The sequence below is a fragment of the Methylobacterium sp. P5_C11 genome (assembly GCF_054049775.1).
Map to the genome: position 1 here is coordinate 22,042 of NZ_JBFULS010000060.1, position 12,017 is coordinate 34,058.

The 12,017-nt window shown below is 66.1% G+C and carries 11 protein-coding genes; 1 reads left to right on the plus strand and 10 read right to left on the minus strand.

From position 1 onward, the window contains the following. The 10 genes from ACXJKQ_RS23445 to ACXJKQ_RS23490 all read right to left on the minus strand — a co-directional run bounded on the left by ACXJKQ_RS23445 (position 1) and on the right by ACXJKQ_RS23490 (position 11,486). On the minus strand, positions 1-915 hold the full coding sequence (locus ACXJKQ_RS23445; protein ID WP_457108098.1) for an LssY C-terminal domain-containing protein: 915 nt from the start codon (positions 913-915) through the stop codon (positions 1-3). Positions 916-1,118: 203 nt separating this feature from the next. Further along, positions 1,119-2,159: an HAD family hydrolase gene (locus tag ACXJKQ_RS23450; RefSeq protein WP_457108099.1), complete on the minus strand. Its 1,041-nt coding sequence runs from the start codon at positions 2,157-2,159 to the stop codon at positions 1,119-1,121. A gap of 33 nt (positions 2,160-2,192) precedes the next feature. Further along, positions 2,193-3,788 (minus strand): arylsulfatase, encoded by a 1,596-nt coding sequence (locus ACXJKQ_RS23455; protein WP_457108100.1) that lies wholly within the window; start codon positions 3,786-3,788, stop codon positions 2,193-2,195. A gap of 181 nt (positions 3,789-3,969) precedes the next feature. After that, positions 3,970-5,634 carry an arylsulfatase gene (locus ACXJKQ_RS23460; RefSeq protein WP_457108108.1) on the minus strand — a complete coding sequence of 555 codons (1,665 nt, stop codon included), beginning with the start codon at positions 5,632-5,634 and terminating at the stop codon, positions 3,970-3,972. Between the two features lie 182 nt (positions 5,635-5,816). Continuing rightward, complete coding sequence (locus ACXJKQ_RS23465; RefSeq protein ID WP_457108101.1) at positions 5,817-6,740, minus strand: formylglycine-generating enzyme family protein; 924 nt, start codon at positions 6,738-6,740, stop codon at positions 5,817-5,819. A gap of 120 nt (positions 6,741-6,860) precedes the next feature. Beyond that, positions 6,861-7,343, minus strand: a complete 483-nt coding sequence (locus tag ACXJKQ_RS23470; RefSeq protein ID WP_457108102.1) for a hypothetical protein — start codon at positions 7,341-7,343, stop codon at positions 6,861-6,863. 71 nt (positions 7,344-7,414) lie between these two features. Next, positions 7,415-7,606 carry a hypothetical protein gene (locus tag ACXJKQ_RS23475; protein WP_457108103.1) on the minus strand — a complete coding sequence of 64 codons (192 nt, stop codon included), beginning with the start codon at positions 7,604-7,606 and terminating at the stop codon, positions 7,415-7,417. Positions 7,607-7,862: 256 nt separating this feature from the next. Then, the gene (locus ACXJKQ_RS23480; RefSeq protein WP_457108104.1) at positions 7,863-10,178 is read right to left on the minus strand and encodes an efflux RND transporter permease subunit; all 2,316 of its coding nucleotides are present in this window, start codon (positions 10,176-10,178) and stop codon (positions 7,863-7,865) included. A 121-nt stretch (positions 10,179-10,299) separates the two neighbouring features. Continuing rightward, positions 10,300-10,875 carry a hypothetical protein gene (locus tag ACXJKQ_RS23485; RefSeq protein ID WP_457108105.1) on the minus strand — a complete coding sequence of 192 codons (576 nt, stop codon included), beginning with the start codon at positions 10,873-10,875 and terminating at the stop codon, positions 10,300-10,302. Between the two features lie 134 nt (positions 10,876-11,009). Beyond that, positions 11,010-11,486, minus strand: coding sequence for a hypothetical protein (locus ACXJKQ_RS23490; protein ID WP_457108106.1), 477 nt, complete (start codon positions 11,484-11,486; stop codon positions 11,010-11,012). Positions 11,487-11,626: 140 nt separating this feature from the next. Between ACXJKQ_RS23490 and ACXJKQ_RS23495 the strand changes: the two genes are divergently transcribed. After that, positions 11,627-12,017: AraC family transcriptional regulator ligand-binding domain-containing protein (locus ACXJKQ_RS23495; RefSeq protein WP_457108109.1), on the plus strand; the 391-nt coding region annotated here is incomplete at its 3' end.

Consider the following 12,017-nt stretch of genomic DNA (forward strand, 5'->3'; position numbering starts at 1 on the left):
TCAACTGATGAAACTTGCCCTCGGTAAAACGAGGCCCGATTTTCCGGAGACGGCGCTCAGGGCCGAGTCGCGAGCATCAAGCGGATTGCCGGGCTCAGGGCTCAGGTCCGCCATGGCGACCAGACCGTCGTTGACGTAGCGGTTCACCGTGCCGAGCGTCAGCCGATCACCGGGCCGGTGGTAGCGCACTGGCCCGATTCCGCCCTGCTCCGTCAGTTCCCGGACGACGAACGCCCGCTCCGCGTTGGTGTCGACGTCGGTCGCATGGGTGACCTGGAAACTGAGGCGCGTCAGGGAGAGCCCCACATCCTTGGTGGCGGCACCGACCCACATGGCGCGCTCCCTGTAGGCCGGCCGGCCTGACGCGAGCCAGAAGGCCGCGGTGTCGAGGGTTGCCTCCGCGCGCTCAACAGAGAGGCCCCAGAAGCGCACGTGGTGGCGCTTGCGCGGGCTGTTGTCGATGGAGCGCTGGAAGCCGACGTCCTGACCCCGGTTGAACAGAAACAACGTGCTGAAGGGGGCACTCGGGTAGGGGCGCTTCAGCGCGAAGGCGCAAGCCATCCTCCACGAACTGCCGAGGCCGAGCGGATCCGCCTGGGTCCAGCCCGCGAGGGCAAAAGCTCGCTGCAACTCGTCAAGGGTGCCGATAAGCACCAAGTTCACGGGATCACCGGGGAGGCCATCGCCTGTCAGCGTGTAGGAGGGGACGCGGCTCCGGTTGAGGATGTGCACTCCAAGCCTGATCGCGCGCGGCAGGATCAGGTAGGCAGCGGCGGCGTACGTGGACGCAACCGCCAGGACGAGCGGCAGGCGGCGGTCGGCGACGTCGTAGAACAGCACCACGATCAGCCAGACCGTCACCAGGCCGAGGACCGCAACCAGCGTACGCTGCCCAAGCAGCTTCAGGCGTCTCACGGAGCATGTCCTCCCTTCGGCCGCCAGGGGTCCTCCGCTGGGCTCACCCGGCGCGCTCCTGGCGTGAAGCTGTCCGAGCGTGAAGAAGAGGCTATCGTCACGCGGTACGCTGCCACACTTGTGAACGCCGAGCAGGATCCGACTGGAGTAGTGGGCGGTCCTGTGCCTGCCGGCGAAGCATCAGACCGAGTACCTTTGAGATTTCAGTGTAGATCGAACGGGAAGATCACCTTCCAGTCCTTCTTCATGTCTATGACGGACCAGTTATCAGCCGCGGCGGCGTCCAAGGCTGTGTCGAGGCGCCCGAATGCGGTGTTCCGATCATACGCGTATTCCTGCTCGGCGTCCGTGTGGTGGACGAGCATGCCCAGGCGTACGCCGCCGCTCAACGTCGTCCACTGCAGCATCTCCAGATCGCCGTCGGAGTTGCCGAACGCCGCGATAGGTCTGCGGCCGATATACTCGTTGATGCCGACGGGCTTGCCGGTCTTGTCGTCGATGAAGTTCATCTCTGCCAAGCGGAACAGCTCGGGACGCCCGTCGCGCATCTCGAATCGCGTCTTGATCGAAGATCCAACGACCTGCTCGGGCGGCACGCCGTAGACGCGTTCGGTCCAGAGGCGCATGAACTCCACGCCGCCGCCCGAGACGATGAACGACTTGAACCCGTGCGCGCGCAGGTAGCCGAGCAGCTCGATCATCGGCTGGTAGACCAGCTCGGTGTAAGGTCGCTTGAAGCGCGGGTGCCGGGCCGTCGCCAGCCACTGCGTGACGATCCCGGCGAACTCCGCATTCGTCATGCCGGCATGGGTGACCATCACCAGTTCCATCATGCCGCGCTCGCCCGATGCGGCCAGGGCTTCCATGTCACCGTCGAGCACGGCTTGGAACGGCTGCTTGTTCTTCCACTCAGGGTGTAGGGGCGCCAACGCTTTCACGCGATCGGGCGCGAGGGCGAGTTGGACGTACATCGGGTGTTCCGTCCAAAGGGTGCCGTCGTTGTCGAAGACCGCGACCCGCTCGGCCGGCGCGACATAGTCGGCTCCGCCCTGGTGTGTGACGCGAGCGACGAAGTCCATGATGGCCCGCTTCGATGCCGATTCATTCCAGGAGGCCAGAGGAGTGGCAGGCGACGTCGGCGCCTGCGCGGACGCCGGCAGGATCGTTCCAGCCACGATCGGAAGTCCCGATAAGCCCGTGAGCGCGGTGCGGCGGGTGAGTTGGGAGGCAACGCATGTCTTCATGTTCCGGGCTCCCGGAGCTGTCCGACGGTCTGTTTAGTTGCTGGAGGGAGGCAGCCGGAGCTTCTCCATCGCCTGCTCGACCGAGAAACTGCCGGGGCGCTGCCGGGGCGGGAACTGCTGGAAGCTTTGCAGATGCTGCGCGACCAGCGCCTGGGCTGGAACGAGCACGAAGGCGTGCTCGATGAACCAGCGCACGTAATCGCCGGATTCGTGCTGAGCTCGCTCGAAAGGATCCGAGCGCAGGTTGAACAGCATCGGCAGGCGCAGCTGCGCCATCGGTTGTGCCCAGACTGCGAGACCTTCCGCCTTCTGCTCCAGGAACACCGCTTTCCACTGGTCATAGCGCAAGCCGGCCAGGTTGCCGTCATCCGTCCAGTAGAAGAACTCGCGGCGCTTGTCGGGACCGGTGCGGGCGAGAAGCTCGCGCTGGTCGTAGCCGTCGAGGTGAACCGTGAAGGTTTTGCTGGCCGCTTCGTAGCCCGTCAGGAGTTTGTCCTTGATCCCGGGCTCACCGGCTGCGGCGACCAGCGTCGTTGCCCAGTCCTCGGCCGAGAAGAGGTCGTTGATCTCAGTGCGCGGCGGCACCAGACCGGGCCAGCGCACCATCGCGGGCACGCGGTAGCCGCCTTCCCAGTTGGTGTTCTTCTCACCACGGAACGGGGTCGCGCCGCCATCCGGCCACGTGAACGTCTCGGCACCGTTGTCGGTGGTGTAGATCACGATGGTGTTGTCGGTGATGCCGAGGTCGTCGAGCTTCTTGAGAAGCTCGCCGACCTGCCCGTCATGCTCCACCATGCCGTCCGGGTAGATGCCGAGCCCGGTCTTCCCCTGCGCCTCGGGCTTGAGCCGGGTCCAGATGTGCATGCGGCTGGTATTGACCCAGGCGAAGAACGGCTTCTGGTCCCGATTGGCCTGGTCGATGAAGTCGACCGAAGCCCGGACGAATTCCTGGTCGATGGCCTCCATCCGCTTCTTGGTCAGCGGCCCGGTGTCCTCGCAGGTCTGCTTTCCCCAGGGGCCGAAGCGCGGGTCCTCACTCTGAATATCCGTGGCGGTGGCGACACATCTCAGGACGCCGCGTGGGCCGAATCGCGTACGGAAGGCGGGGTTCTTCGGATAGTCCGGGTGCTCCGGCTCATCCTCGGCGTTCAGGTGATAGAGGTTACCGAAGAACACGTCGAAGCCGTGCACCGTCGGCAGGAACTCATTGCGGTCGCCGAGATGATTCTTGCCGAACTGCCCGGTGGCGTAGCCCTGCGGCTTGAGCAATTCGGCGATAGTCGGGTCCTTGCTGGATAACCCCTCCTTGGCGCCCGGCAGCCCCACCTTGAGGAGGCCGGTCCGCAGCGGGCTTTGGCCGGTGATGAAGGCCGAGCGCCCGGCAGTGCATGATTGCTGGCCGTAGTAGTCGGTGAAAACTGCGCCCTCGTTGGCGATCCGGTCGATGTTGGGGGTGCGGTACTGCATCATGCCACGGTTGTAGGCGCTGATGTTCCAGTAGCCGATGTCATCGCCCATGATGACGAGGATGTTGGGCTTTCGTGGCTGCGCGGCCGCGGGCGCGACGGTGACCGTCGCGACGAAGGTGGATGCCAGCAGCCCGAGCCATCCGCGGCGTTGCGTGCTCATGGTAAGCTTCCCTGGTCTGATGAACGCACGGAGCAAGGGGCGGTGTTCGCTGGCACAGGTTCTGCGGCGTGGACGGACGTGACCTGCGAGACACCGGAATGCCCGCAGGTCCCACAGCCCTCCAGTTGCTCAGGTGCGGTCGCCGAGCTGTCGGCGACCGCATGAGGTTCAGCCTAGACCTTTATTCGCCAGCATGGCTGGCGGTGTTTGCCTTTTTGATCTGTTGAAGAACCTGGCTCAGGTTGTAGCTGGCTGGATCCTGCATGGGCGGGTATGTCTCGTAAGATTCGAGCTCCCTCAGCCAGAGGGCCTGACCGATGGGCAGGATGTTCCAGTCGTAGAGGTAGGCTGTGCTGGGCGCTGCTAGCGCGCCACCCATTGCCAAGGCCGATTTGTTGTCGACCACTGTAATCTCGAACGGATCGCGCTTGATGTTGGCAACCTGAGCCCAATGGAAGGTCTGAGGACCAAGCAGGCCACCGGTTGCGTCCGGTTTGTCCATGGCGAAGTAGAGCTTCCAGTTCTTAAACCGCACTGCCGATGGGACAGCCCCCGTATAGTAGAAGAACGTGTTCCGGGCTGACTTCGTTGAGCCTTCGAGGAAGTCGCGCTGGTCGACCCCGTCAAGGGTCGTCTTGACGATACCCGGATAGCTGCCGCCCTCGATCCGCTTCTTCAGCCCGTCGCCCTTCTCGCCGCCCGCGATGTTGACCAGCGTCGGCACCCAGTCGAGCGCCGACATCATCTCCGTCTTGACGGTTCCCGGAGCGATGTGGCCCGGCCAGCGAACGACGAGAGGCGCCCGCATGCCGCCCTCCCAAGTGGTCAGCTTGCCGCCCTTGAAGGGGGTCGTGCCACCGTCGGGGAAGGTGATGACTTCCGCGCCGTTATCCGTCGTGAAGACGACGATGGTGTTGTCGAGCTGACCCATATCCTCCAGCTTCTTGAGTACGACGCCGATGTTGTCGTCGAGCTGCTTCATGCCGACTTCGTTGATGCCCCAGTCCTTTCCGCCCTTCTCACCCAGCATCGCCTCGTACTTCGGCGAGAGCATCGTGGTGATGTGCATCCGGGCGGGATTGTACCAGGCGAAGAACGGCTTGTTGGTCTTCTTTGGATCGTTGCGGTCGAGATAATCGACGACGTGCGCGGAGATCTCCTCGTCGACCGTCCGCGAGCGGTCGAGCGTCAGTGGCCCTTCGTCCTTGCAGGTCTGGTTCCCTGACGTCCCGTCGGATGAGGTGCAGGCGATCATCGGGCGCGGCGGCATCAGGCATAGCGTCGTCTTCTGGTCCACTGCGCCGGGCGTCTCGGCCAGGCCGGGGACCGGCGAGTTCTTGCAGGGCGGCACGATGCCCTGGTCGGTCGGGCTCTTGTTGATGTCGGGGAAGCTCACGCCCTGCATGGCATCAAGGTGGTAGAGGTAACCCCAGAACTCCTGGAACCCGTGCGCCGTGGGCAGCGCTTCCGTGTGGTCACCCAGATGGTTCTTGCCGAACTCCCCGGTGTTGTAGCCGAGGTCGCGCAGGAACTTGGCGAGCGCCGGGGTGCCTGGGCGCAGGTAGGACGGGCTTCCTGGAAGCTGGGGCGGGATCATACCGGTGCGCAGGGGATGCATTCCGGTGAAGAAGGAGTTCCGTCCAGCCGTGCAGCTTTGCTCGGCATAGTAGTCGGTGAACATCGCGCCTTCGCGGCCGATGCGGTCGATGTTCGGCGTCTCCCCGACCATCAGGCCGCGATGGTAGATACTCGGCTGCATCCAGCCGATGTCATCCCCCATGATGAACAGGATGTTGGGCTTCGATGACGGCTGCGGCTGTGGGGCTTGTGACCACGCGGGCGTCATAGCCGTTGCGGCCAGCAGGACACCGCCGGCGAGCGCCTCGTAGGTCCGGCGGACCATTGGGCGAGCGGCCCTGTGCGGTTGCCCCGCACGGCTGCGCAGCTCGCGCGAGCGCCCACCTTCAGCGCTCCCCGAGGATGCCGGTGGATGCATGGACCTCGAAATCTCACGTGGATCGCCGTGGCTCATGGTCGGCTCCTCTCCCTGGTGATGGTCCGGAAGCCCACGTGGCTCATCGACGTGTCGACGGGCTGGGGATGGCGGGCGGCGGGGCGGTAGCGCCGGCAGTAGTTCGGCGCGCACAGGTGCGAGCCGCCCTTCACCACCTTGCGGGGGATCAGGTTCTGCGGGTCACGAGGATCGAGGCTGTCCGCCTCACCCCCGCCGCGCGGGTTCTGAGGGATACAGCAGGCCTTCGGGGCGTCGGCCTGATGCCGCTGCGCGAACCAGTCGGCCGTCCACTCCCAGACGTTGCCGATCATGTCGAGAAGACCGTAACCGTTCGGCGGGAAGGTACCGACTGGCGTCGTTCGCCGGAAGGATCCGTCCTTGGTGTTCAGGTAAGGGAACTCCCCCTGCCAGGTGTTGGCCATCGCGCGGCCGCCGGGCGCAAACTCGTCACCCCAGGCGAACTCGGCACCGTCGAGCCCGCCCCGCGCGGCGAACTCCCACTCGGCCTCGGTCGGCAGGGCTTTGCCGGCCCACGCCCCGTAGGCCTCTGCATCCTTGTAGGCGACGTGGACGACAGGATGGTCGTCGAGGCCCTTGATCGAGCTGCCCGGACCGTAGGGGTGGCGCCAGTTCGCCCCTCGCAGGAACGTCCACCATTGGCTGCAGTGACGCAGGTCGACAGGCCCGCGCGGAGGGACGAAGACGAGCGAGCCGGCAAAGAGCAGGTGCGGCAGCGCGCTGGGGTAATCCTTCGCATCCGGCGCTATCTCGGCGACGGTTCGGTAGCCGGTGGCGTGAACGAACCGCTTGAACTGCCGGTTCGTCACCGGGCTCTCGTCGATCCAGAAGCCGTCCACCGTCACACGATGGACCGGTGCCTCCTCGGGGTAATGCCGGTCGGATCCCATGCGAAAGGTACCGCCTGGGATCCAGCGCATGCCTGGGTGATCCTCAGGCTCCGTCGCCAGGGCGGTCCCAACGGCGAGTACACCCCCCATGCGTGGCTCCTTTGAGTTGCTCGTCTGACCTCGGCCTGGCTGCGTCGCGGGCAGAGCCGATCAGTATTCGCAGCCGTCGTAGGATGAGCCGTAGCCGTAGCCGGCGTACCCGGCCGGCGCGTACCCGTAGCCGTAGCCGCCGCCGTAGGCGCCATAGCTGCCGCCGTAGTCGCTGTAGTAGGGATCCGCGTAGTACGACGACCCGACGGCCGCGGCAGCCAATCCGACGCCCAGGCCGGCCGCAGCCCCATAGCCACCATAGCCGCCGCGGTACCCGTACCCACGATAGCCACCGTATCCGCCGCGGTACCCGAAGCCGCCGCCCCGGTAGCCCGCGAAGCCGCCGCGATAGCCGAAGCCGCGGTACCCGCCGACTCCGCCGACGCGGGCGCCGCCCAGTCCGGCACCTCGGAACCCGCCCCCGTAACCACCTCCACGGAAGCCACCCCCGCCGAAGCCGCCGCCATAGGGCCGGGCATCAACGGACGTTGCCAGGGTCACCCCGACCAGCAGGGTCGCGCAGGCGAGTGCCAGGCGTGTCATGTCGATGGGCTCCCTCAGTGGTCGCGTAGTCATGGCTGACTAGCTGACGACGAACGGGTGGAAGCTGGCCGTTACCAGCGTCGATAGCGCCGGACCGCCACGGCGCGCCGGCCGTAGATGCCCCGCCGGACGCCCACCGCACCGCGTGGGCCGACGCAGCCGGCCCGGTAGATGCCGCGGGCACAGACAACAGCGTTCGCCTCGGTCGGCGCGAAGGTCACGAGGCCCGCTAAGAGGCCGAGCACGACCAGAACGTATCTCATGACGGCCCCCCCAGGTTGTCGGCCTGACCGCGGCAGCGACCCCGAGTCGGGTACGACAGAACTCACAATGCTGTCTCGCTGAGAGGCTGCTTGATCGGATGGGACACCGGCTTGTATTCTGGAGCAAAACAGAGGTTTGCAGTAAAGAATTCCGTTGCGTGCTCCGGTCCCGCGGGCCGTCATCGGTTTCTTGCCCGCCACGCGGTGAAGCCCTGGCCGGACCAGCGCCGGAAGGCTCGCGTGAACGCATAGCTCTCTATCGATGGCCGATTGACTGCCGCCACCGGCTGAGCAGGGTCACCGTCGGTCGGAAGATGGTCAGGTCGGCCACCAGAGCCGCCAGCATCGCCAAGGCGCTCACCCAACCGAAGATCCGCAGCGATGGCAGATCCGACAGCACCGTCACGCCCAGCCCACAGGCGAGCACCACGGAAGTCAGGATCAGCGCAGGTCCAACGAGCACCGTCGCCCGCTCGACACCCAGCGCGGGATCCTCATCCGCACCGCTGACCAGCCGAAGGCGGTTTAAGAAGTGAATGGTCGCGCTGAGGCCGAGACCATACGCCACCGTGAGGGCCACGATGCTCGCGAACTGCAGACCGTCGCCGCGCAGCCAGAGGACCGTGCCAGACACGAGGACCGGAAATATCCCAGGGAGAACGCTGGCGAGCCCAACCACGACCGAGCGGAAGGCTAAGCCGATGAAGACCGCCATGAAGGCGATCTCGACCGTAAGGCTCCGGTTGAGCCGCCCGATCATACTGGCCGAGTTGCGGGCGGCCAGGGCCGATAGGCCCGTTACCGCGATCCGGTAGTCGGGGTGACGGCTCCGGACCTGGGCCAGTCCCTTCTCCAGCGCCTCCGTCACCGGGACGAGATGGTCGATGTCCACGTCCGGCACGCGGCCCGTGACGACGGTCGCATCCTGTTCGGCCGGGATGAAGCGTCGGGTGAGATGGGACGGCAACAGCTCGGCATAACGTTTCAGCACGGCCGTGTCGGATCCGTGCCCGGCTTCCGCAAGCCAGCGCCGCAGCGTCTCTAACGACCAGACGTTGCCGATGCCAGGCTGCGCCTCCAGCGCGGTGTGCACCTCGGCGATGATGGCCAGCGTCTCTGGGGCGTAGAGCGAGGCGCCGCTCGGAAACTCGATCAACACGTCGACCGGATTCGCGCCCGTGAGCTTCGCGTCCAGCTGTCCGTTTGCCGCCACGGCCTGGTGCTTGTCAGGAACCTGATCCGCGAGGCGGTAGTGGGGCTCCAACTGGGCGTAAGCCACCGCCATGAGCGCGACGACGGCGAGGCTCAAGAGGCTGTAGAGCCCGGGCCGGCGCGTCATCCGGGCAGCGATCCAGGCGCAGGCCGCACGCAGGGCATCCACGCCCGGGTCGGTCCTATGGTTAGCGTCCACCCCGGCCGGCTCGGGCCGCACAAGCAGTAGGCCGAGGAGCGGCACCAGTGTCAGCACCGTGAAGAGGGCGATCACGGTCGAGAGCAGGCCGGCTTGGCCGAAGGTGCGGATCAGATCAGATTCCGAGGTCATGAGGGCTGCAAACGACAAGCCCGCCGCGGCATGCGTGAGCACGCAGGCGGGCCCAACGACCAGGACGGCGTTGCGGAAGGCGTCGCGCTTGGCCTCGCCTGCGATCAGTCGGTCGCGCGCCGCGAAGGTCAGCTGCATCGAGTCGGAGAAGCTGATCACCATGATCAGCGGTGTCATCATGTTGAGGAACATGTTGAGGCGAAAGCCGAGCCAGCCAAGCGCACCCAGCGCCAGCAGAATGGCGATCAGCGGCGGCCCGGCGGCGACCACCATGTAGGAGAGGCGCCGGAAGAACAGGACCGCGATCAGGCTGCCTGCGGCGAAGCCGAGCCCGTTGTAGAGTAGCCGGTCACGCTCGACCGCCTCGCGGATCTCCAGCTGCATGACCGGCACACCCGACAGGCGCACGCTCAGTCCCGTCTCGCCCAGGTCCCGGGACGCCACCGTCCGGATCTCGCTCACGACGTCGGATAGGCCCGCCGTCCCGGCAACGGCCGGGTCGAGGGCCACGACCACGAGCGCGAGGCGCCCGTCCTCGGACAGCAGCTTGCCGCGCAGGATCGCGTTCGCCCGCACGCGAGCGATCAGTTCATCGTAGGCCGCACCATCCGGCAAAGTCTCCGGAAACAGCGCTGGAGGGATATGGCGGTCCTCCGGCGGCTGCCGGGCGGAGAACAGTGAGATGACGCCGCGCGTCTCCTCGATGAGCTGCACGTCGGTGACGAGGTCCCGCACGCCCTCCAGGGAGGCGCGCTCAAGCAGGCCACCGCCCTCGACAACGAGAAGCACGTCGAACTCGCTCGACGGGAAGCGTCGGACCAGGCTCTCGTACTGCCGGAACTCCGGAGTATCGGCCCTGAACAACTGGCCAAGCGAGTCGTCGATGCTCAGGCGTGCGGTGCCGAAGATCGCGCCGACGCAGAGGACCAGCAGGAGGAAGATCGCCGCTGCTGGAAAGCGCAGGGCGACGAGCCCCAGGCGCTCGATCCCGAGCGCGAGGCGGTCGGCCACCGGGGGAGCGCTCGGCATCGGCCGGTCCACGACCCCGCCGTTCCGGACATTCATCTCTCCCGCTCGGCTGCTGAGTACTGGGTTTCAAGCCGCGCCGGAGCCCTGAGCCTGTTCGAGCCGCCAGGTGCGCATCGCTCTCTCACTCCCGGTTGAGGGTGAGCGAGGCGCCGGCGAGGTCCGTGCCCTCAGAATGGATGGTCACGGTCTGACGGGGGCCATGGGTCGCGAGCGACAAATCGGCTGTGAAGCCGGGAGCACTGACGTGCGCCGAGAGTTGCCGGGGATCGGCTCGACCCGACAGCGTGCCGGAAACACCTCGAGTCGTCTCGGACCAGGTGCCGGTGATCGCGCCTGCACCATAGTTGATGTGGCTGGTCAGTTCGAACCGGTAGCTGTCGCTCGCGCAGCGCAAGGTGTTCTGGACGGCAGTGCCGTCGCCGCCGACCAGATAGGTCGACCGGCAGCGGATGCGCTCGCGACTGCCGCCTGACAGCAGAACCGCGCCGCTGCCGGACCAGCTTCCCGCAAGGCTGGCGAATGGCGTTTGCGCCATCCATCGCTGGGCCTCGGCGGTGACCACCATGAACTGCAGGAGGGCGACGACGGCGACGGTGCCCGAATGGCGAAGCTGGCTCCCGCCCCGCAACCTGCTGAAGCGCGTCGGTTCCCGAACCTGCCGTGCGGGTACGCCRRTGAGCGCGGTCACAACGGCCATGATCGGCTCCCGAGGGCGTTCCGAATGAGCGTCATCGTGCCTTGACGCGGCAAAGATCRGTKTTGGCGCGGCATGGTGTGTCGGCCCTTGTGAATTCCAGAACGAGGGCATCCCTCTAYCCTGGCGGCCCACCTTCAGCAGCCGTCACAGACACCGTCGTCCTTCAGCAGCTTCTCGTCGATGCGGTGGGCGCGCCGGTCCATCTGCCGGATCTGGGCGCCTTGACTGCCCTGGAGAACACCCTCGCTGTCGTTGAGCGGCGGCGTCGTGATCGCCTGCTGTTCCATGGTGTTGATCTGCGCATTGCTGGGGATCGTSACCTCGCTCTGCGCGAGSCGGGCGTGCGGTTCTGCCCACGCAGGGCTCCCGAAGGTTCCGAAGGGCAGCGCCACGGTCATAAATGCCACAAGCACGCGTGGGGTCTTCATCGACAGCTCCCGAGCGAGACTCATCAGCGCCGGCGCGAGCATGGAAGAGCGTTGGCGGCTCGGCTTGATCGAATGGGACAAAAGCTCGACATCCCAGCTCRCGAACCGCGACGAACGTACGGAAACCTCGGGTACGCCGCGGTTTTTATCCCGTTCGGCAAGCCGGATGGTCCAAGGGATCAAGCAGCCCTACGAGGAGGCGCTACGGTCGATCTTACATGACCGCGGTATTCGCCCTCGCGCGGGAGCCCTGTATGCGCGCCGGCAAGTCTGAAGGGCCGCCATTCAGGCGGGCGCGGAAGCCGGCGATAGCAGGCCTTCGTATGCCGGTGCCTGTCCACAACCTCGCGTCGGACGACGCCGCGGATGTSGGCATTGTTCGCATCGGCATCGCCGCGGAGGTCGCTGCCGTCCTACGGAGATTGGGCCTCGATATGGATGGCGACATCCGCACGGCCAGCGGCGCTWTTGCCGAGGAYGGGACGCTCTCGGTCGCTGATCTGGGCARACTGATGAGCCTCTGTGTCGCCCGAACAAACTGTCCRCATTTTGGACTGCTGGTGGGCCAGCGGRACMTCCTMGCCTCGCTCAGACTCGTGGGCGCCCTGATGCCCCAGTCGCCGACCGTYGGCGAGATCCTGGCCAAGTTCGTGCGGCACCTACACAGAGAGGATGCCACCACCGCGCCCATGCTGATCCAGCACGGTGACACTG

Coding starts and splice junctions, on each gene's coding strand:
- ACXJKQ_RS23450 (WP_457108099.1), bottom strand. CDS start 2,159: ATGAAGACATGCGTTGCCTCCCAACTCACCCGCCGCACCGCGCTCACG.
- ACXJKQ_RS23480 (WP_457108104.1), bottom strand. CDS start 10,178: ATGCCGAGCGCTCCCCCGGTGGCCGACCGCCTCGCGCTCGGGATCGAG.
- ACXJKQ_RS23465 (WP_457108101.1), bottom strand. CDS start 6,740: ATGCGCTGGATCCCAGGCGGTACCTTTCGCATGGGATCCGACCGGCAT.
- ACXJKQ_RS23455 (WP_457108100.1), bottom strand. CDS start 3,788: ATGAGCACGCAACGCCGCGGATGGCTCGGGCTGCTGGCATCCACCTTC.
- ACXJKQ_RS23475 (WP_457108103.1), bottom strand. CDS start 7,606: ATGAGATACGTTCTGGTCGTGCTCGGCCTCTTAGCGGGCCTCGTGACC.
- ACXJKQ_RS23460 (WP_457108108.1), bottom strand. CDS start 5,634: ATGACGCCCGCGTGGTCACAAGCCCCACAGCCGCAGCCGTCATCGAAG.
- ACXJKQ_RS23470 (WP_457108102.1), bottom strand. CDS start 7,343: ATGACACGCCTGGCACTCGCCTGCGCGACCCTGCTGGTCGGGGTGACC.